Annotated in this window: 22 protein-coding genes (1 of these 22 only partly in view); 9 read left to right on the forward strand and 13 right to left on the reverse strand. The window is 64.7% G+C overall.

The genetic code is table 11. The annotated features are described in order from the left end of the window. A protein-coding gene (gene adh / locus FHW96_RS04685; RefSeq protein WP_172339394.1) for an aldehyde dehydrogenase crosses the window boundary here: on the forward strand, positions 1-179 show its end. It extends 1,342 nt beyond the left edge of the window; only the last 179 of its 1,521 coding nucleotides appear in the window; its start codon lies off the left edge, out of view; its stop codon occupies positions 177-179. A gap of 83 nt (positions 180-262) precedes the next feature. On the opposite strand, the gene FHW96_RS04690 is transcribed toward adh, so the two are convergent. The 11 genes from FHW96_RS04690 to FHW96_RS04740 form a co-directional block, all read right to left on the reverse strand. Continuing rightward, complete coding sequence (locus tag FHW96_RS04690) at positions 263-604, reverse strand: hypothetical protein (protein WP_172339395.1); 342 nt, start codon at positions 602-604, stop codon at positions 263-265. A 94-nt stretch (positions 605-698) separates the two neighbouring features. Then, complete coding sequence (locus FHW96_RS04695; RefSeq protein WP_172339396.1) at positions 699-1,322, reverse strand: hypothetical protein; 624 nt, start codon at positions 1,320-1,322, stop codon at positions 699-701. Beyond that, on the reverse strand, positions 1,319-2,443 hold the full coding sequence (gene ispG, locus FHW96_RS04700; RefSeq protein WP_172339397.1) for a flavodoxin-dependent (E)-4-hydroxy-3-methylbut-2-enyl-diphosphate synthase: 1,125 nt from the start codon (positions 2,441-2,443) through the stop codon (positions 1,319-1,321). The genes FHW96_RS04695 and ispG overlap by 4 nt, the downstream gene beginning before the upstream one ends. 167 nt (positions 2,444-2,610) lie before the next feature. Further along, on the reverse strand, positions 2,611-3,066 hold the full coding sequence (locus tag FHW96_RS04705) for a GNAT family N-acetyltransferase (RefSeq protein ID WP_172339398.1): 456 nt from the start codon (positions 3,064-3,066) through the stop codon (positions 2,611-2,613). Then, positions 3,063-3,980 (reverse strand): RDD family protein, encoded by a 918-nt coding sequence (locus FHW96_RS04710; protein ID WP_172339399.1) that lies wholly within the window; start codon positions 3,978-3,980, stop codon positions 3,063-3,065. The genes FHW96_RS04705 and FHW96_RS04710 overlap by 4 nt, the downstream gene beginning before the upstream one ends. Continuing rightward, positions 3,977-5,023: a stage II sporulation protein M gene (locus FHW96_RS04715; protein WP_172339400.1), complete on the reverse strand. Its 1,047-nt coding sequence runs from the start codon at positions 5,021-5,023 to the stop codon at positions 3,977-3,979. Before FHW96_RS04715 ends, FHW96_RS04710 begins: the two co-directional genes overlap by 4 nt. After that, positions 5,020-6,366, reverse strand: a complete 1,347-nt coding sequence (locus tag FHW96_RS04720) for a DUF58 domain-containing protein (protein ID WP_371815630.1) — start codon at positions 6,364-6,366, stop codon at positions 5,020-5,022. Before FHW96_RS04720 ends, FHW96_RS04715 begins: the two co-directional genes overlap by 4 nt. A gap of 1 nt (position 6,367) precedes the next feature. Continuing rightward, on the reverse strand, positions 6,368-7,321 hold the full coding sequence (locus tag FHW96_RS04725; protein WP_172339401.1) for a MoxR family ATPase: 954 nt from the start codon (positions 7,319-7,321) through the stop codon (positions 6,368-6,370). Further along, the gene (locus FHW96_RS04730) at positions 7,318-8,529 is read right to left on the reverse strand and encodes a DUF4350 domain-containing protein (RefSeq protein ID WP_172339402.1); all 1,212 of its coding nucleotides are present in this window, start codon (positions 8,527-8,529) and stop codon (positions 7,318-7,320) included. Before FHW96_RS04730 ends, FHW96_RS04725 begins: the two co-directional genes overlap by 4 nt. Then, complete coding sequence (locus FHW96_RS04735) at positions 8,526-9,149, reverse strand: DUF4129 domain-containing protein (protein WP_172339403.1); 624 nt, start codon at positions 9,147-9,149, stop codon at positions 8,526-8,528. Before FHW96_RS04735 ends, FHW96_RS04730 begins: the two co-directional genes overlap by 4 nt. A gap of 96 nt (positions 9,150-9,245) precedes the next feature. Continuing rightward, on the reverse strand, positions 9,246-10,142 hold the full coding sequence (locus FHW96_RS04740) for a prephenate dehydratase (RefSeq protein WP_172339404.1): 897 nt from the start codon (positions 10,140-10,142) through the stop codon (positions 9,246-9,248). Positions 10,143-10,359: 217 nt separating this feature from the next. On the opposite strand from FHW96_RS04740, the gene FHW96_RS04745 reads away from it, so the two are divergent. The 3 genes from FHW96_RS04745 (at position 10,360) to FHW96_RS04755 (ending at position 12,409) form a co-directional block, all read left to right on the forward strand. Further along, positions 10,360-10,965 (forward strand): cytochrome c family protein, encoded by a 606-nt coding sequence (locus FHW96_RS04745; RefSeq protein WP_172339405.1) that lies wholly within the window; start codon positions 10,360-10,362, stop codon positions 10,963-10,965. Between the two features lie 545 nt (positions 10,966-11,510). Next, positions 11,511-11,672 (forward strand): hypothetical protein, encoded by a 162-nt coding sequence (locus tag FHW96_RS04750; RefSeq protein ID WP_172339406.1) that lies wholly within the window; start codon positions 11,511-11,513, stop codon positions 11,670-11,672. A 302-nt stretch (positions 11,673-11,974) separates the two neighbouring features. Further along, positions 11,975-12,409: a DUF4826 family protein gene (locus FHW96_RS04755; protein ID WP_172339407.1), complete on the forward strand. Its 435-nt coding sequence runs from the start codon at positions 11,975-11,977 to the stop codon at positions 12,407-12,409. A gap of 184 nt (positions 12,410-12,593) precedes the next feature. Here the strand turns inward: FHW96_RS04755 and FHW96_RS04760 are convergent, their stop codons facing one another. Continuing rightward, positions 12,594-13,592: a GDP-mannose 4,6-dehydratase gene (locus tag FHW96_RS04760; RefSeq protein ID WP_172339408.1), complete on the reverse strand. Its 999-nt coding sequence runs from the start codon at positions 13,590-13,592 to the stop codon at positions 12,594-12,596. Between the two features lie 118 nt (positions 13,593-13,710). Between FHW96_RS04760 and FHW96_RS04765 the strand changes: the two genes are divergently transcribed. Then, complete coding sequence (locus FHW96_RS04765) at positions 13,711-14,712, forward strand: low specificity L-threonine aldolase (RefSeq protein ID WP_172339409.1); 1,002 nt, start codon at positions 13,711-13,713, stop codon at positions 14,710-14,712. Positions 14,713-14,971: 259 nt separating this feature from the next. Here the strand turns inward: FHW96_RS04765 and FHW96_RS04770 are convergent, their stop codons facing one another. Beyond that, positions 14,972-15,760: an SDR family NAD(P)-dependent oxidoreductase gene (locus tag FHW96_RS04770; RefSeq protein ID WP_172339410.1), complete on the reverse strand. Its 789-nt coding sequence runs from the start codon at positions 15,758-15,760 to the stop codon at positions 14,972-14,974. Between the two features lie 94 nt (positions 15,761-15,854). On the opposite strand from FHW96_RS04770, the gene pepN reads away from it, so the two are divergent. Genes pepN through petA form a run of 4 tightly spaced genes read left to right on the forward strand, consistent with a single transcriptional unit; the run spans position 15,855 to position 20,003 of the window. Next, positions 15,855-18,473: an aminopeptidase N gene (gene pepN, locus FHW96_RS04775; protein ID WP_172339642.1), complete on the forward strand. Its 2,619-nt coding sequence runs from the start codon at positions 15,855-15,857 to the stop codon at positions 18,471-18,473. Beyond that, entirely contained in the window at positions 18,466-19,221 is a 756-nt protein-coding gene (gene pgeF / locus FHW96_RS04780) for a peptidoglycan editing factor PgeF (RefSeq protein WP_172339411.1), read from the forward strand. Before pepN ends, pgeF begins: the two co-directional genes overlap by 8 nt. 25 nt (positions 19,222-19,246) lie before the next feature. Continuing rightward, on the forward strand, positions 19,247-19,462 hold the full coding sequence (locus FHW96_RS04785) for a hypothetical protein (protein WP_172339412.1): 216 nt from the start codon (positions 19,247-19,249) through the stop codon (positions 19,460-19,462). After that, positions 19,440-20,003 (forward strand): ubiquinol-cytochrome c reductase iron-sulfur subunit, encoded by a 564-nt coding sequence (petA, locus tag FHW96_RS04790; RefSeq protein WP_168603044.1) that lies wholly within the window; start codon positions 19,440-19,442, stop codon positions 20,001-20,003. The genes FHW96_RS04785 and petA overlap by 23 nt, the downstream gene beginning before the upstream one ends. The last annotated feature ends 2 nt before the right edge of the window (positions 20,004-20,005 follow it).

Here is a 20,005-nt window from a genome sequence, read left to right on the forward strand (position 1 = left end):
CCATTCAGGCTGGCCGCGTGTGGACCAACTGCTACCACGCCTATCCTGCCCACGCCGCTTTCGGTGGCTACAAGCAGTCGGGCATCGGCCGCGAAACCCACCGCATGATGCTGGACCACTATCAGCAGACCAAGAACCTGCTGGTCAGCTACAGCCCGAAGAAGCTCGGCTTCTTCTGATCGCTGGAATAACAAAAAAGAAGGGCGGTGCCGGTTGGCGCCGCCCTTTCTTTATGCCCATCCGAGCCGATGCCCGTTTTCGGTCATCTTAAAGATGCTCTAAAGCGGCCGATCAGGCCAGTGAGGGCGAGCATGGCCGATGTTGCCGCCATATCGGCCACCCAATCGCGCCAGTCGCAATCACGGTGCAGTTCCGGGATGGCCTGAAACACCTCGATCAGCGCTCCAAACAGCGCCATGCGTTCCAGCAGGCGCATGGCGGGCATGGCCGGATAGGCCATCCGCGCCACCAGTGTCAGCACAGCAAAGGCGGTCATATGGGTGAATTTGTCGCCCATACGGTCAATCGGCATCTGCGGCGGATTGGGCGAAAGCGCCATGAAGACCGTAAAGGCCAGCAGCGGCCAGAGTGCCCAACGTGCCATATATCCAAGCTTCATACGACCCTCACTGCGCCCACGACCTCACTCTGTCCCTTTGCCGATCACGGGCCAAGGCACCAATCGCGGCCAGGTTGATTTAGAATTGCTTCCCAAAGAACGCGTCGATGTTGAACCACACTTCGCGCGCCGGTTTACCCTCGCGGGCGTTGATCGTGAATACGTCGAAATTGTGCCCGTCCTTGGGCACCAGCGCCTGCCGCTCCGGTATCAGCCCCATGGTCATCAGGATGCGATATTCCTCGGGCACATTCACGGCGTTGAACGCATCCTCGGCTGAGGTTCCCTTATGCCCTCCGGCGATGGAGCGCAGCAGGCCCATGGCGATCCGGTTTTGCCGCTCCGCCTCGGCGGGCTGTTCAAGCGTGCGATGGATGTGGGCGGCCATCATATGCGGCAGAAAATCGGTCCAGTCCTGCACTATTCGGGCCTTGGCAAGCGCCAGTGCCTTGTCCGGTTCCTGCTGATAGAGTTCCTCGGCCTTTTGCCGCGTTTCCCAATTGCTGCCGAAAAATCCCGAAGCCACGGTCGCCTGTTTGCGGAGCCAGCCATAATCGACGTCCGCATCCCCGTTCTCGGCCTTGGCAATCGCGGCTTTATACCCTGCTTCGTCAAACTTTTCTTTGGCAAAGACTGGGTTGGCGGCCAGAGCGGCCGCCGCCATGATGGCCGTTGCAACGCGAACGGGGAAACGAATGTTCATTCCGCCGCTTCGGTTTCCACAGTCGCCGCCTCGATCTCGGCCGCTTTGGCCTCGACCAGCTTGACGATATGTTCGAGCATATCCTCGCTCTGCACCGTGTGGTCGGTCACGCCCGAGAGATAGACCATATGCTTGCCATTGCCGCCGCCCGTCAGGCCAATGTCGGTTTCGCGCGCCTCGCCCGGACCATTGACGACGCAGCCCAGCACCGAGAGCGAGAGCGGGGTCTTGATGTGGCTGAGGCGGGTTTCCAGCGCCTCGACGGTCTTGATGACGTCAAAGCCCTGACGCGCGCAGGAGGGGCACGAAACCACCCGCACGCCGCGCGTGCGCAGGCCCAGAGACTTGAGGATCTCAAAACCGACGCGCACTTCTTCCTCCGGCGGGGCCGAGAGCGAAACGCGGATCGTGTCGCCGATCCCGGCCCACAGCAGATTGCCCATGCCGATGGCGCTTTTCACGGTGCCGCCGATCAGGCCGCCCGCCTCGGTGATGCCCAGATGCAGCGGGCAATCGACCGCATCGGCCAGCCCCATATAGGCAGAGACGGCCAGGAACACGTCCGAAGCCTTCACCGCCACCTTATATTCGTGGAAGTCGTGGTCCTGAAGCAGCTTGATATGATCGAGCGCGGATTCGATCAGCGCCTCGGGGCAGGGCTCGCCATATTTTTCCAGCAGGTCCTTTTCCAAAGACCCTGCGTTCACGCCGATGCGGATCGAGCAGCCATTGGCCTTGGCCGCGCGCACCACTTCGGCCACGCGGTCAGACCCGCCGATATTGCCGGGGTTGATGCGCAGACAGGCCGCGCCCGCATCGGCCGCTTCCAGAGCGCGCTTATAATGGAAATGGATGTCGGCCACCAAAGGCACCCGCGAGGCGCGCGCGATCTGCTTGAAGGCCGCCGTCGATTCGACATCGGGGCAGGACACGCGCACAATATCGGCGCCCGCTTCTTCGCAGCGGCGGATCTGGTCGATCGTGGCCACCGCATCGCTGGTCAGCGTGTTGGTCATGGTCTGGACCGCGATAGGCGCATCGCCGCCGATGGGAACCTTGCCGACCATGATCTGACGGCTTTGACGGCGGGCGATATCACGCCAGGGACGGACTGAGGACATGGGGGCAACTCCTTTGTTCTGGCCCTATAGCGCATTGGCCCTGCGTCGCAAATGTAGAGTCTGTTGAGGAAATCGCCTCCGCGATTTCCTTTCGGCATCGGCCGTCTCCCCCCGCCCTGCCGCCCAATAGCCTACTCTGAAAGGGTGGCAGGGCAGGGGGAGAGGTTTTACAGATTCCGGCTCATGCACAGGCTGTAGTCATCGGTGGTGTAATCGGCAAAGGCGGGGCATTCGCTAAAGCCCTCGCTCTCATACAATCGCCGCGCCGGGATAAAGGCTTCGGGCTTGCCGGTTTCCAGCAAGACCTGCCGGTATCCGCGACCGCGCGCCACCGCGATCAGGTGATGCAGGATGGCCCGCCCGATGCCGCGCCCCAGATAGTCGGGCGCCACGCGCATGGATTTCAATTCGCCGCGCGCCGCATCAAGATGCCGGATCGCCCCGCATCCGGCCAGTTCACCATCAACCCATGCCGAATAGAAAGTGACATCGCTCGCGCGCAGCCGCTCGATGGGCATCGCATGCACCTTGTCGGCGGGCGACCAGCGGTGCATCTGATCGAGATGCCAGGTCAGCAATCGGGCGATTTCCGGCCCGCTCAGGTCATCTTCGCGGATGTTCATCGTCCTGCTCCGTCAAATTTGTCCATCTTGCGTCGGCCAAAGCGCAGGCCCTGTTCGAGCCGCGCCCGCAGCGCGGTGTAATAGGCGTCGAGGAAGCGGCGGACCTCATCGCCCTGCGGCGCGTTCCATCCGATTTTGGCGCAGATCGCATGGGCCACCGCCTCCATCGCATCATGGTGCCCCTCGCGCAAAACCCGTTCCAGCGTCTGCAATTCATACTCGCCATAGACCGCCAGTTCGGCGGGGCCAAAGGCATAGTCGGGCGGGGCCTCATGCGCGCCCGGTTTTGCGCTCAGGGCCTGTTCCAGCCGGGCGCGGGGGGCCTCGACCACCCACGTCCCCGCGATCATGTCGCCCGCGCGCAATCGGTCGCGGTTGAACAGGGGAAACAGCGCAAAGAGCAGGAACCACCCCGCCGCCGCCCAATTGACCATGCCCGCCGATGGACCGCCCGCCATTGAACTGCCCAGAGCGGAAAACACCGCGACCATCGGCAGAAAGATCTCGATATCGCGCAGCAGATTGCGCGCAAGCACCATTTCGGTCGTCAGTCGCGCCCCATCGCGCGCGGCAATCCGCAGGCCCAGCATCCTCTTGCCCGGTGTCGCGCCGCGCGGCCCCAGTTCAAAGATCAGAAACCAGCCATTGCGCAGCAGAAACATCAGCGCGGTCCACAGGATGAAGAGGAATTGCGCGGCATGGCGGGCATCGGGTCGCTTCGTCCACTGGCCCAGCCCCGATTGCGTATAGACCAGCGCCAATATCGCCCCCAGCAGGATCGCGCCGATACAGGCCAGATCCACCGCCAGCGCCCCCAGCCGCGCCGAGCGCCCCGCCAGCGTAAAGCGCAGGGTCAGCCCCTCGGGCGTGACAATCTCGCGCTGATCGGGCCGCAAGTGGCTCTCGGGGCTCATTTGCGCGCACCAAACACAAAGAAATAGACCAGCCAGAAGGTCAGCATAAAGCCCCCGACGAGGAGCCTTTGCGGCGTCGAATCGATCAATTGCCGTGCAAACCCTTCGAGCATCCCGGCCACCAGCAGCATCAGCACCACGCCCAGCATCACCGGCGCGGTCCGTCGCCCTGCCGCCGCCGTGCTGGCCATCACCGAGAACTCGCCCGGAAAGGCGATGGCGCGCCCGATATGGATGCCGCTGGCCCCGGCCAGCAGGATGGCGAACAATTCGGTTGTGCCATGGATCGCGATCCATGCCGAGAAATCGAACAGCAGTCCCTTGCCGTGAAACAGCCAGAGCATCGCGCCCAGCATCCCGCTGTTTTGCAGCAGCAGCAGCACGCTGGGCAGGCCGATGGCAAAGCCCAGCGCGAAACACAGGATGGCGATCTGGGCATTATGGCCGAACAGATAGGCGGCAAAGGCGGCCAGCGCGTCCTGATCCTGTCCGCCAAACAGGGTTTCGCGCAATTGTTTGGCCGATGCGCCGGGGTTGCGCTCGGGGTCTTGCCCGGCCAGCATCCCATAGAGCGAGGGATCATGGGCCACCATCATCCACCCCGCCGCCACGCCTGCCACCATCAGCGCCAGCGCGATCAGGATGTCAAAGCGGATCGCGCGCACCGCCCGGCTCCACCCGCCAAGGATGAAGCCCATGAACCAGCCCCGGAAATTCTCGCGCGGGCCATAGGTGATGAACCATGCCCTTTGCGCCAGCGCTTCCAGATAGGCGAGGGCTGCGGCATCAAGGCTGGTTTCGCGGGCCACCGCAAGGCTGGAGGCCAATTGACGATAAAGCACCGGCAGATCGAGCAGATCGGCATCCGACAGGCGCCGCAGCCGTCCTTGCTCCACCGCCGTGACGATGGCCTCCAGCCGCCGCCAGTCGCCCTCGCGGGCCTGACGAAAGCGGTCGGAGCGCAGGGTGGCGGGCGGGGCGGGTTGGGCCTGCGCGGGCCCTGCGCGAAAACGGGCGCGGATAAGCTCTGGCCAGTTCCTCATCCGATCCCTCCCCGGCTGCGGATGGCCATATAGGCGTCGAGCAGGCGTGCGCCCACCGCGTCATGCGCGGCCTCGACCACATCGACCCCCATCGCGCGCAGCCGCATCAGCACCCATTCGCGCTGGCGCAGCAAGGCGCTTGCCGCCACCGATCCGCCCAGCGCCTCCATATCGACCACCTCGCCGCCCGCCAGCGTTTCGAGTTCCTCGTCGCGCAGGCAGACGAACAGCACCCGATGGCGCGCGATCAGCCGCCCGATCGATTCGATCATCAGCTCGGCGCTGGTGGGATCGGCAAATTCGGAGAAGACCACGATGAGCGAGCGCCGCGCCAGTTGCTGGGCCAATGTGGACAGGGCCAGCGTGAAATTGGCCTCGCGCGCGGTGTAATCCAGATCGGCCGCCGCGCTGCGAAGGCGGTGAAAATCGCGCGTGTCGGCCACAAAGGGCGTGGAGACGATCACCCGCGCGGCAAAGCCGAAAAGCGAGACCCGGTCGCCCCCTTTGAGCGCGACCCACGCCATTTGCAGCGCCGCGCTGACCGCCCGATCCAGCCTTGGCAGGCCCGCCACCGGCTCGCACATGGCCGCCCCGCAATCCATCGCCAGCACGATGGGGTTGTTGCGCTCGACCTCATATTCCTTGGCATAGAGATGGGCGTGGCGGGCCGAGACTTTCCAGTCGATGCGGCGACGGTCCATGCCGGGCTGATATTCGGTCAGCGTCTCGAACATCTGCCCTTCGCCGCGCAGCCGCCGCGCGATCAGGCCCAGCGAGGCGTCGCGCAGATAGGTCTGCATCGTGGGGCCGCGCAGGGCTGCCACCGAGGGCAGTACGCGCACCGAGGCATCCACCTCGCGCCGCTCAATCCGCATGGCAAGGCCCAGCGGCCCGCGCCAGCGCAGCCAGAGCGTGTCGATAGCGCCATGGCAACGGCGGCTGGGGGTGAAAGGGGCCCGCGCTTCCTCGCCGGTCAGGGTGGCGCTCAGCTTACCCCCCGGCGCAAGGCGCGGGTCGAGGGCGAGGGCGGCCTCCATTTGGGCGGGCCGCGACAGGCGGGCGCGGATGGTGATCGCCGCGCTCTGGCCGATTTCGGCCTCGGCGGGGGCGGAGATATGGGCCTCCTCCAGCCGTCCGGCCAGCGCCCCATCGACCAGCACCAGCCCCAGCAGCAACAGGCCCAGCAAGGGTGCGGCAATCCACAGCGCCGGAACAAACCCGGCCAGCACCACCGCCACCGGCCCCAGCGCGACCAGCGCCAGCACGCAGCGCGGCGCGGGCGCCACGCCGGGGCGCATCAGAGCGGCGGCAAGGCGCAGTCCGGGGGCGATCCGGCCTATCACTTCAGCGCGGCGCCTCGGTCCGGGCAATGATCTCGGCCACCAGCCCTTCGGCCTGCCGCCCCTCAATCTCGGCGGCGGGGGAAAGCAACAGGCGATGGCGCAGCACGGCGGGGGCCAGCGCTTTTACATCATCGGGCAGCACATAATCGCGGCCCCCCAACGCCGCCCGCGCCCGCGCCGCATGGGCCAGCAGCACGCCGGCACGCGGGGATGCGCCGCAGGACAGGTCGGCGCTTTCGCGCGTGGCGCGGATCAGGCGTACGATATAATCGACCAAAGGCTGGGCCAGCGTGATGCCAGCCACGGTCGCATTGGCGGCGGCCAATTGTTCGGGTGAAAGCACGGGGGCAATATCGGCCACCGACGCTTGCGCGCCATAGCGGGCGATGATCCGCGCCTCCTCCTGCGCATCGGGATAGGGGATGGTGAGCTTGAACAGGAAGCGGTCGAGCTGCGCCTCGGGCAGGGGATAGACGCCTTGGGATTCGATGGGGTTTTGCGTGGCCACCACCATGAAATGATCGGGCAGGCGGTGCGCCGTCCCGTCCAGCGTCACCCGCCGCTCCTGCATGGCTTCGAGCAGGGCGGCCTGCGTCTTGGGCGGGGTGCGGTTGATTTCATCGGCCAGCAGCAGGTCGCAAAAGATCGGCCCGCGCGTCAGGGTGAACTGGCTGGTCTGGAAATTGAACAGGTTGGAGCCGAGAATATCGCCCGGCATCAGATCGGGGGTGAATTGAATCCGCCCGAATTGCAGGCCAAGCGTGGCGGCAAATGTCTGGGCCAACAGCGTCTTGGCGGTGCCGGGCGGGCCTTCGAGCAGGACATGGCCCCGCGCAAACAGCGCCACCAGCAGATGATCGACCGCATCGACCTGTCCGACCACCGCTTGCGCGATCCGGTCGCGGATGGCCCCGGCCAGATCCGAGAGGGCGGAAAGGGAGAGTGCTTCACTCATCGGGTCAATAACCTTTCGACATCATGCAACTGGCGCGCGGCGCGCAGGATTTCGGATGGGCGCCGCGCGGCGCGCAGGGCGGCGCTGGCGGCGGTATAGCTCAATTCTGGCGCGCGAGCAGACAGGGTGCGCTCGATGGCGGCGTCGATCATGGCCGGATCGCCATGGGGGGCAAGGCCCAGCGCCGCCGCGATCCGCCCCCGCGCCGCATCGGCATAGGGCGCGGGCAGCAGATGAAACCGCCGCGCCCGCGCGATCAGCCCGGCCGAATTCTCTGCCAGCGCCCGCTTGCCAAAGGCGATGTCGCGCGCCGGGGACAAGGGCGGACCAAAGCGCGCATAGGCCCGCCACAAGACCGCCACCCCGGCCAGAATCAGCGCCAGCGTGGCGGCCAGATAGGGCGGGGTAAAGGCCAGCGTGAGCAGATTGGGGGTCCGCCCATGGCCGTTGAGCGTGAGGTCGAAACGCACTTGCCTTTGGCCCGGCGGCAACAGGTCGTCGATCAGGCGCAGGGTGATGGCGGCGTTTTCCTCGCGCGCAAACCCGGCATTGTTGGCCAGATCGGGCTCAAAGATCAGCGCCAGCGGCGCGCCGTCCTGTTGGCGATAGGTGGCGGCCAGAATGCGGCCCCCGGCATCGACCACGCGGGGGGCCAGATTTTGGCCCGTCCCGCTCATCACGTGGGCCGGAGCGAGCAGGGCGGCATGCGCGCCGCGCAGGTCGGCCGCGGGCGCGGCGGCGGGGCCAATGGTCACCCCCACATCGTCAAGGAAGCCTTCCCATTCGGGCGTGCGCGCCTTGCCCAGCCGGACCCAGCCGTCCTGCACGCCGGGCTGCCTTGTGTCGGCGCCGGTGGCCATCCATTTGGGGGTGATGACCAATACCGGCCCATAGCGGCGGTGAAGCGTGACGATGCGGTTGATGTCGGCCCCCTGCGCCTCGTGCGGCGGGGTCAGGATCAGCAGGCCGGGTTGGCGCAGGCCATTGTCGTCGCGGGCATAGTCGGTGTCATGGCCGGTCTGTTCGAGCAGGCGATAGAGGGCACCATAGCCGTTGAGCCCCCGCCCGCCGCCATGCGCGCCGCCATCATTGATATCGCCCGCCGCCACGCCCGCGCCGATCATCCACAGCATCGCCACCAGCAAGGCGCCGCCCGCCAGCACCAGCGCAAGGGCCGACAGGGGCGAAAAGGGGCTGCGGGCGTTCATGCCAGAGGGCGGGCCGCAAAATCGGCATAAGCAGCGCGGGCTGTCGCCCAGTCCTGTGCGCCAAGGGGGTGGAGCGCATAGCGCCCCTGTTCGACCAGCGCGGCGATCCGGCCAAAGGTGGCGCGTGCCGGGGCCGACAGAAAAGCCAGCGCGGCGATTTCGCGCGCGGTGCTGGCGGGCGTCAGGGCGCTGGGGCGGGCCGCGGCAATATGTTCGAGGCTGCGCAGCAGGAGCAGGTGGGTCGCCTCGTCAAAGCGGCCCTGCGCGGCCAGCGCATCGGCCTCGTCCAGCAGGGCGCGGGCGGCGGCGGCGTCGAGATGAAATTCCGGGGCGGGGGGGGCGGGGCGGCGCATGGCCCAAAGCCCGGCCCCGATCCGCCAGAGCAGCAGCGCCACGCCCAGCGCCAGCAGGCCGATCAGGATCTTTTCCATCACCGGCCATGACAGGCCCAGCGCCCGGCCCACCGGCTCGAACAGATCGCGCAGGAAACGGGCCAGCGCCTTGACCCAATCGGGCGTGGGCGCTGGGGTCCAGTTGGGCAGGGGGGTGAATTGCAGGTCGCGCGCATCGCGGATCGCGCGCCATGCTTGATGGGGTGTTTGGGACGCTGCTGCGCTCACCTGACGTCTCTGTCCCGAATTGCCATCGCGGACAGGTTCTTACACGTCGTCAGGCCCAGCGCAAGCGATCACCCTTATGCGCGCAAGCGTGCAGCGTTACCCGCGCGGGCGGCTTTGGGCATAGCTGCCCAGCAGGCGCAGGTCCTTGCAATGGAAGGCGACTTCTTCGAGCGCGCGGTCCACCGGTTCCTCGCCCGGCTTGCCCACGATATCGACAAAGAACATCGTGGCCGAGAAGGTGGCGCCCTTCTGATAGGATTCCAGCTTGGTCATGTTGACCCCGTTGGTGGCAAAGCCGCCCATCGCCTTGTAGAGCGCGGCGGGCACGTTGCGGACCTCGAAGATCATCGTGGTCATCGCGGTGCCCTCGATGGTCGCGGGATCGAGCGGGGCGCGGGCCAGCACGACAAAGCGCGTGGTGTTGTCGGCGGCGTCCTCGACATTATACTCGACAATATCGAGACCATAGAGCGAGGCCGCCAGCGCAGGCGCAATCGCGGCGGCGGCCAGATCGCTCTGTTCCTTGACAAAGGCGGCGGCCCCGGCGGTGTCGGCATAGGCCATGGGCACGATGCCGCGCGCGCGCAGATAATGGCGCGACTGGCCCAGCGCCTGAGGATGGGAATAGGCGGCGGCGAACGGGCCCTTCGCGCCCGGCAGCGCCATCAGCGCATGTTCGATCGAGAGAAAATGTTCGCCCACGATCGACAGTCCGCTTTCGGGCAGCAGGAAATGGATGTCGGCCACGCGGCCATGCTGGCTGTTTTCGATGGGGATGATCGCCCGATCAGCGCGGCCTTCTTTGACCGCATCCAGCGCGTCTTCAAAGCTGAAACAGGGCAAAGGCGCGCATTGCGGCGCATATTCCAGCGCCGCGCGGTGCGAGTTGCACCCCGGCGCACCCTGAAACGCAATCGCGCGTGCAGGATTTTCAGCGGCTTGGGCGGTCAGTTCTTTGACCTGGATCAGAGCGGGCGTAGGATAGCTGTGCATAGCGGTCTGGCGCTTAGGCTGATTTTACGCCTCGCGCCAGTAGGCTTTGCCGATAGTCTGTTCGATGCGAATTGTATCGGGCATTGTGTCGGGTGTGGGCGGATTACTGGCGCGCGGATGAAATCCGCCTTGCGCTTGGGTTTCACGCTCTCTACACCAGAGGGCAAAACGGGTTTCGACACTCTGTCGCAACCCATAATGGGACGGGGCATTGTTGATGAGCGGTCGTTTCAATACCATTGCCGGTTGGGTTTTGGGTTCTGCTGTGGTTGCGCTGGGACTATCCAGCCTGTCGGGCCACTATTTCCGCGCCGACAAGGAAAACCGCCCCGAAAACATGGGCTTTCCTATTGAAGGCGTGTCGGGGGCCAAATCCGGCCCGGCCGAGGCGCCGATCGAGGAACTGTTGGCCAAGGCGGACCCCGCCAAGGGCGCGCAGGTTTTCGCCAAATGCGCATCGTGCCATACGATCACGGCGGGCGGTCCCAATGGGATCGGTCCGAATATTCATGGCATCCTTGGCGATGAAATCGGGCATGGGCGCGGGGGCTTTGCCTTCTCGGCAGGCCTGTCGGCCAAGGGGGGCAAGTGGGACTTTGCCCAGATGAACGAGTGGCTGAAGAATCCGCGCGCCTTTGCCGATGGCACCAAGATGACCTTTGCAGGCTTGGAATCGGCTGAGGATCGCGCGGCGGTCATGGTCTATCTGAACCAGCAAGGTTCGAACCTGCCCCTGCCTGCGGCTCCTGCTGCGGCGGCGCCTGCAGGCGATGCGGCGGCGGCTCCGGCCGATGCGGCCTCGGCGGCCGAAAGCGCGAAGTAGCATCCGGGCATTTCCAGCGGGCATTTCCAGCGGGCATGGCAAATGCCCGCTGGCCACAAGACCGGCGGTTGGCTTGAGAGATCAGGCCGACACCGTGGGCGCCCTTGAACACCGGGCGCGAAAGGGCCGCGTGCGCGTGCGAATGATCGGGTAGCCGCCTTGCTTCACAGCCCGATTCGGCCCCATCGGCGGATCGGGCGGTCATGACAGGTGGGCTCGCAAGGCCTGCCATGACGGTGCTTGGCCCGTCCCTCCGGTTGGCGCTTTGCGGCGTGGTCCACGGCTTGATTAACCCTTTCGCCATGATCCCGGCCCAACGGCGCCGGCCTGAATTACCGCATCGGTCCTTATGCATCAGGGCGGTTGCGGATGGCAGGGTAAATAACCCATATGGTTTCGTGTAGGACAGATTTTTCTTATTGCGAATTGGTTCAGGTCAACGCAAGCTACCCTCGATCCGGCGCATGGGGGTTGAAACAGGGCGCCGATTCGCGGCAAACTATGTCTATTCCATCAGTAGAGATATAAGCACAGGAGATGGTCCAATGGCACAAGCATGGAGCGCCGATTTTCTGATCCGCCGTATCGATCGCTGCTATCTGCTGGCCGCCTGCGCCCGGCACCCGGAAAAGCGCGACCGCCATCTGAAGCGCGCCCGCCACTATCGCAGCGTGCTGGCCGATACGCAGGAACTGGCTCTGGCCTGATTTACCGCAGGCGTTTTCCCATCAAGGGCCGCGTGGGGCATGACGCCTTGCGCGGCCTTTTTGGTGTTTGATGGGTTTGGGGGTTTTGAGATTTAAGATGCCTCCGGCGGGCAAAGGGCGGGGGCCCTTTGCAATCCCGTTACTGTATGCGTTGCGGCGGGATTGCCGCGTTGTGTTTTGAGGCGATGTCGGGAAGGGCAGATAAGCCGCTTCGCGGGAAGAAAAGAGATGTTCCGGACATGGTGCCAAAGGCGGCATTAAAATGACTTGACCTGTGGCCATGGCTACCACCTAAATTGGCCATGACCGACGACATGTCCGATGAAGATGAAGAACGCTGGTGCGCGGAGCAACGAGCCAACGTTATGGCTTATCTTGCTGACGAGAAATGCGCCTCGACAGGTGTTGGCGAATGGCCTGCTTGGCATATGGCGCCAATCCTGTCGGTGTGGGCTGTTGAAAGCGCAGAACACCCCGGTTCCGTCGGATGGTGGGCAGTATCCGGTGATTTTCCAATGGACTACACTGAATGTCGTGGCGAGCGTCACCCGCGACAAGGCCTGCGTGACATCGGGCGGCGTTGGCAGATTGCTGCGGAAAAGTGGCTGAAGGAGGAGACTTTCGACAGCTGGCAATTGGGCGGCGGCAAGCGCCATGCAGAGTTAGCCCCTCTTCTTGCCGCGCGTGCGAAAATGTTTCTGGAGTTCGCCGGGGATGATGAGAACTGGGACGAGTAAATAGCGTCAGCTCCCCCTAACGTTCCGTACATTTTCCGGCCGCACAGCGGCTTTCAAAACCCGCCACATTGCGGCCCAGCGCCGCGCCGAATCCCTGGCACGACAAAGACAGCAACGGGATTGCAAAGGGCCGAGGCCCTTTGCCCGCCGGAGGCATCATCGCGCAGCGATCAACGCCCCCAAATCAAACCCCATGATATTCCTTATACCACTCGATAAACTTGGGCACGCCAACGTCGATGCTGGTTGTCGGCGCGTATCCGTGGTCGCGGGCGATGGCGTCGATGTCGGCGAAGGACTGGCGCACGTCGCCCGGCTGCATGGGCTGGAAGTCGATGATGGCTTTTTTGCCGATCTGTTCTTCGAGGATTTCGACCACGCGCATCAGGTGTTCGCTGGAATGGTTGCCGATGTTGTAGAGGCGGTGGGGTTTGGTCGATCCGCCGGCCTTTTCAAGCCCATCGTCGGGGGCGGGGTTGTCTAGGGAGGCCATGACGCCGGCGATGATGTCGTCGATATAGGTGAAGTCGCGGTACATGTCGCCGTTGTTGAAAACGGGGATGGGCTGGCCCGCCGCAATGTTCTTGGCAAAGATCCACATCATCATGTCGGGGCGGCCCCACGGACCATAGACAGTGAAGAAGCGCAGGCCCGTCAGCGGCAGGCGATAGAGATGGGCGTAGGTTTCGCTCATCAGCTCGTCGGCCTTTTTGGTGGCGGCATAGAGGCTGATGGGCTGGTCGACGCGGTCTTCGACGGCGAAGGGCAGCTTGGTGTTGCCGCCATAGACCGAGGAGGAGGAGGCATAGACCATGTTTTCCACGCCCCGGTGCCGCCCGATTTCGAGCATGTTGAGGTGCCCGGCAAGGTTGGAGTGCAGATAGGCGTGGGGGTTGGTGATCGAATAGCGCACGCCCGCCTGCGCGCCCAGATGGACGATGCGGTCGAATTCGAGGCCCGCAAGCGATTCGACCAGCGGTTCGTATTGCGAGAAATCCTGTCGCACGAAGGTGAAGCGATTGCCGCCCAACTCACGCAGGCGGGCGAGGCGAGCTTCCTTGAGCGTCACGTCATAATAATCGTTGACCATGTCGAGGCCGATCACGCTGTCGCCGCGCGCCAACAGTTTGACCGCAAGGCTGTAGCCGATGAAACCCGCCGCGCCCGTAACCAGAACCTTCATTGCCCAGAACCCTTTGTTAGCTTTGCCGCTCTCATATCGGGGCAAAGCTAACAAAGGGTTGGAGTCTGGTCCATCCGGCGTATTGACGCGCCCCGGCGGCGTCCGCACAAACGCCCCCATGCCATTCATGTCCGACAATGCCGCCCCCGTTCACCCCGCCGTATGGTCCGCGATGAAGGCCGCCGACGGGCCACAGCCTCCCTATGACGGCGACAATCTGAGCGCCGCGCTTGATGACGCCTTTTCCGCGCTGTTCGCCCGGCCATGCAGCGCGATCTGGGTGGCCAGCGGGACGGCTGCCAATTGCCTCGCGCTGGCCGCGATGGCGCCGCCCTATGGCGCGGTGCTGTGCCACGAACTGGCCCATATCGAGCGGGACGAATGCGGGGCGCCCGGGTTCTTTACGCATGGGGCGAAACTGATTCTGGCGGGCGGGGATCATGCGAAAATGACGCCCGAGAGTGCCGGTGCGCGGCTGGCCAGGGTGGGCATGGGGGTGGAGCACACGCCCGTCACCGCGCTGTCCATTACCCAGGCCAGCGAAGCGGGATGCGTCTATACGCCCGGCGAGGTGGCGGCGATGGGTGCGCTGGCGCGGGAAAAGGGGCTGCGTTTCCATATGGATGGCGCGCGCTTTGCCAATGCGGTGGCATATCTGGAATGCTCGCCCGCGGCGGCCAGTTGCGAGGGCGGGGTCGAGGCGCTCTCCTTCGGCTTTGTCAAAAACGGCGGGATGGGGGCCGAGGCGCTGGTCTTCTTCGCCCCCGACATGATCGAGGCTACCCGCTATAACCGCAAGCGCGCCGGGCATCTGCAATCCAAGGGCCGCTATCTGGCGGCGCAGATCCTCGCCATGCTGAAGGGCGACCTGTGGCTGGACAATGCCCGCCGCGCCAATGCGGCGGCGGCTGAAATCGCGGCGGCGGCGGGCGAAAGGCTGGTCCATCCGGTGGAGGCGAATGAGGTGTTTGTGCGCCTGAATGCGGCGGAAAGGGCGGCTGTGCGGGGGGCGGGCTTTGCCTTTTATGACTGGGACGAGGCGACCGCGCGTTTCGTTACCGCGTGGAACAGTGAGGATGAGGAAGTGATGGCTTTGGCGAAGGCGTTGCGGGGGGTGTGAAGAAGGAAAGGATGATGCGAGGGACTCGTCCCTCGCGCTCCCGTTACTGTATGCGTGGCGCATAGGGCTTAGCGTTGTGTGTCGGACGCGCCCAAGGAATATAGAGCCTGCGGCGCCTCAGGCAGGAGTTCGCCGCGCCGCAGGCTTTCAAACCCCAACATTACGTCCGACACACAACGCCGAACCCGTGGCACACCCTATACAGTAACGGGATTGCAAAGGGCCCCCGCCCTTTGCCCGCCGGAGGCAATAAAAACGCCTATATAACCCCGCCTTCCTCTTCCCAAATCGCCCGCAACCCCGCGCGATAATCGGCAAACACCGGCCGCCATCCCATCACCCGCCGGGCCTTGCCGTTGGCCACGCGGCGGTTCTCGGCATAGAAGGCGCGCGAGGCGGGGGGCACATCCTGCGCGGCCAGCAGGGGGGGCAGGGGGAGGCCGGAGATCCGGCAGGCTTCCTCGATCACGGCGTTTTGCGGGGCGGGCATGTCGTCGGCGATGTTATAGGCGCCGGGCGGGGCGGACAGGGCGGCATGAGCGGCCCCGGCGATATCCTCCACATGGATGCGGCTGAAGATCTGGCCGGGCAGATCGACGCGGTGGGCGCGGCCTTGCGCCACGCGGTCGAAGGCGGATCGTTTCGGCCCATAGATCCCCGGCAGGCGCAGCACCCGCGCCCCGCGATCCAGCCATGCCGCATCGGCCCGCGCCCGCGCGCTGCGCCGCCCGAGGCCCACGGGGGCGCTTTCATCCACCCATGCCCCGCCGCAATCGCCATAGACCCCGGTGGAGGACAAATATCCCAGCCAGCCCACCCCGCCCAGATCCGCGCCATAGCGCGCCAGCACCGGGTCAACCTCTTCGGCCGGCGGCACGCTGGACAAAACCGCGTCGGCGCGCTCCAGCGCGGCGCGCACCGCGTCTTCATCGGCGAAATCCATCGTGCCCGCGCTGCCTGTGGCCTCGATATGCCAGCCGTCAGCGGCCAGGCGGCGGGCGATTGCGCGGGCGCTATAGCCCAGACCAAAGATCAGCATGGTTTTCATAGGGGCAATCATAATCGGAAATGCGGTTAATCGGAAATGCGGTTAATCGGAAATACTGGCATTCGGAAAGGCTTGGCCACATAAGGAAGGCATGATGGATGCCATGAACGCCCCTGCCGCCCCTGTTGCCGCCCCCGCCGTGATCCGCCGCGAGGATTATCTGCCGCCTGCATGGCTGGTGCCGCAGGTCGATTTGGAATTTCGCCTCGGGCTTGAGGAAACGCGGGTGCGCGCGCAATTATCCGTGCGCCGCAATCCTGATGCGCGGGGCGATCAGACGATCCGCCTGAAGGGCGACGGCTTGACCGCGCTGTTGGTCGAGGTGGACGAGGTGGTGCGCAATGACTGGCGGATGGAGGGGGACGATCTGCTGATTGACCTGGCCGACGACAATCATGAGATCGTGGTGGAAACCGCGATTCATCCCGCTGCCAACAGCCAGCTTATGGGCCTTTACGCCTCGGGCGGGATGCTTTGCACCCAATGCGAGGCCGAGGGCTTTCGCCGCATCGCGTTTCACCCCGACCGCCCCGATGTGCTGAGCATCTATCGCGTGCGGATGGAGGGCAGCCGCGAGGCTTTCCCGGTGCTGCTGTGCAACGGCAATCCGGTGGCGCAGGGCGACAATGGCGACGGCACGCATTGGGCCGAATGGCACGATCCATGGCCCAAGCCGTCCTATCTGTTTGCCTTGGTGGCGGGCGATCTGGTGGCCACGACCGACCATTTCACCACGATGGAGGGGCGGCAGGTCACCCTAAACATCTATACGCGCAGCGGCGACGAGGGGCGCACGACCCACGCGATGCGCAGCCTCATCAATTCGATGAAATGGGACGAGGAGGTCTTTGGCCGTGCCTATGACCTTGATCTGTTCAACATCGTGGCCGTGTCGGATTTCAACATGGGGGCGATGGAGAACAAGGGGCTGAATGTCTTTAACACGCGCTATGTGCTGGCCGACCCGGAAACGGCGACCGATGGCGATTATGATGCGGTGGAAGGCGTGATCGGCCATGAATATTTCCACAACTGGTCGGGCAACCGCATCACCTGCCGCGACTGGTTTCAATTGAGCCTGAAGGAAGGCTTTACCGTCCTGCGCGATCAGATGTTCAGCGCGGATATGGGGTCCGAGCCGGTCAAGCGCATCGAGGATGTGCGGATTTTGCGCAGCGCCCAGTTCCCCGAGGACAGCGGGCCGCTGGCCCATCCGATCCGGCCCGATTCCTATCAGGAAATCAGCAATTTCTACACCGCCACCGTCTATAATAAGGGCGCCGAGGTGATCCGCATGATGCGGGTGATGGCCGGACCCGAACGTTTCCGCGCGGGCACTGACCTCTATTTCGCCCGCCACGATGGCGAGGCGGCGACGTGTGAGGATTTCATCCGCGCCATCGAGGAAGGGGCGGGGCTGGACCTGACGCAATTCCGCCTGTGGTATGCGCAGGCCGGCACGCCGCGCGTGAAGGTAAGCTTTGCCCATGAGGGCGAGGAGGCGGTGCTGATGCTGACGCAGCAGGTGCCGCCCACGCCGGGGCAGCCGGACAAGTTGCCGGTGCCGATCCCGCTGCGTCTGGCGCTGTTTGACCCGGCCACGGGCGCGCATCGCGGCGAGGAGTTGGTTGTGATGACCGCCGCGCAGGAGGAGCACCGCTTTTCCGGCTGGCCGACGCGCCCGGTGCTCTCGATCAACCGGGGTTTTTCGGCGCCTGTGACCATTGAGGCCGATACCAGTCTGGATGATCTGGTGTTTCTGGCCGCGCATGATGATGACCCCTTTGCCCGCTATGAGGCGATGCAGAGCCTGATGGTGCGCCATTTGGTGGCCGCCGCTTTGGGGGCGATGAATGACGCCCGCCGCGCCGCCGAGCGCGCGGCGATTGGCGAGGCGATGCTGGCGATCCTGAACGATCCCGCCATCGACGATCTGATGCGCGGCGAATTGCTGATCCTGCCGCCCTATGCCTATCTGGCGGAACAATTGCCGGTGGTCGATCCGGGCCTGCTGCATGGCGAGCGCGAGGGGTTGAAGGCATGGCTGGGCACGGAATTGGACGATGCCTTTGCCGCGCTGCATGACCGGGCGAGCGCGGTGCCTTTTGGCCTCGACGCGGCGGCCAAGGGCGCGCGCAAGGTGAAAACGCAGGCGCTGGTCTATCTGGCCGCCGCGCAGGGCGCCGAGGCCGCCCCGCGTGCCGCCGCGCAATATGATGCCGCCACCAATATGACCGACAGGCAGGGCGCGCTGATGGTGCTGTGCGGATTGGACAGCCCGCTGCGCGAGGAAAAGCTGGAGGATTTCCACAAGCGGCACGAGGGCAATGCGCTGGTGATCGACAAGTGGTTTTCGCTTCAGGCAGGTTCCCTGCACCGCGATGTGCTGGCCCATGTGAAGGCGCTGGCCGGGCATCCTGATTTTACCATTCACAATCCCAACCGGGCGCGGGCGCTGTATATGGCGCTGGCGGTCAATCCGGCGGGCTTCCATGATGCGGGGGGCGAGGGCTATCGTCTGATCGGCGACCTGATCCTCGCGCTCGACCCGATCAATGCCCAGACGGCGGCGCGTTTCGTGCCCTCGCTGGGCCGCTGGCGGCGGGTGGAGGCGGGGCGCAGCGCCTTGATGAAGGCGCAGCTTGACCGGATACTGGCCACGCCCGGCCTGTCGAAGGACGTGTTTGAACAGGTGAGCAAGAGCCTTGGTTGAGGTTATCAGATCCGAGGCTCTGGGCGCGGTGCCGCACGGGTTTCTCGGGCGGCGCGGGGGCGTGTCGGTGGGCGCGGTGGCGGGGCTGAATGTCGGCCTTGGCAGCGCGGATGATCCGGCGGCGGTGGCGCAAAACCGGCGGCTGGCGGCCGAAAGCGTGCTGCCCGGCGCGTTTCTGGCAACCTGCTATCAGGTGCATTCGGCGGTCTGTGTGGTGGCCGATGCATGGCCGGATGCGGATCGTCCCCATGCCGATGCGCTGGTGACCGATCGGGCGGGAATCGTGCTGGGCGTGCTGACCGCCGATTGCGCGCCGGTGCTGTTTGCCGATGTGCAGGCGGGCGTGGTGGGCGCGGCCCATGCCGGGTGGAAGGGCGCCTTTACGGGTGTTTGCGAGGCCACGGTCGATGCGATGGAGGCCTTGGGCGCGCGGCGCGAAAGAATTGGGGCGGCCATCGGGCCGTGCATCGCACAAAAATCCTATGAAGTGGACGAGGCTTTTCGTGCGCGCTTCCTTGCGCAGGCCGCGCGCCACGAGCGTTTCTTTATGGCCGGGCGCGAGGGGCATTATCACTTCGCGCTCGAAGCCTATGTCGCTGATCGGCTGGCGGAATATGGCGTTGGCGTGGTTGAGGGGCTGGGGCTGGACACCTATGCCGATTCCGACAGATTCTATTCCTTTCGCCGCGCCACCCATGCGGGCGAGGCCGATTACGGCCGCCAGATCGCGCTGATCGGGCGGGGTTGAGACAAAAGGGCAAAGAAAAAGGCCATTGGCAGCACTGGTTTTGATGTTTATCAAAACCAAAAAAGCCGGTGACCGTATGGGACAAACCACACGGATCGCGGGGGAGAAGATTCCTGACGATACCGTATTGCAGCTTTATGCTGTGATCGCGATGATGTTCATTCGTTTTTTCGGTCCTGCGGCCCGCATGGACCATTGGTGCAAGGCAAGGGTCAAACATGACAGAAACTGCTGTTGCTGAAAGTCCCAACGATACGGCGCAGGGGGTGCGTCGGCGGGACTTCATCTATGTGGCTGCCACGGGTGCGGCAGGCGTTGGCGCGGCCAGCGTTCTGGTGCCCCTGATCAGCCAGATGGCCCCCTCGGCTGACGTGCTGGCCGAAAGCTCGACCGAGATCGACATCGGCTCGATCCAGCCCGGACAGGCGATCAAGGCGGTGTTTCACAAGCAGCCGGTGTTTGTGCGCCGGTTGACGCCGGTTGAAATCGCCGAAGCGAAGAAGGTGGACGTGGCAAGTTTGCGCGATCCGCAGAGCCTTGAGGACCGCACCAAGAAGGGCAAGGAAGAGTGGCTCATCACCATGGGCGTCTGCACCCATCTGGGCTGCGTGCCGCTGGGCGCGGGCGAGGGCGAGGTGAAGGGCGAGTTCGGGGGCTATTTCTGCCCCTGCCATGGCTCGACCTATGACACTGCCGCGCGCATCCGCAAGGGTCCGGCCCCGAAGAATCTCGAGGTGCCGCCTTATGAGTTTACCAGCGACACTGTCGTGAAGATCGGGTGAGG

Source organism: Novosphingobium sp. SG751A (assembly GCF_013149295.1).
In the GTDB taxonomy this organism is placed as follows: Bacteria; Pseudomonadota; Alphaproteobacteria; order Sphingomonadales; family Sphingomonadaceae; genus Novosphingobium.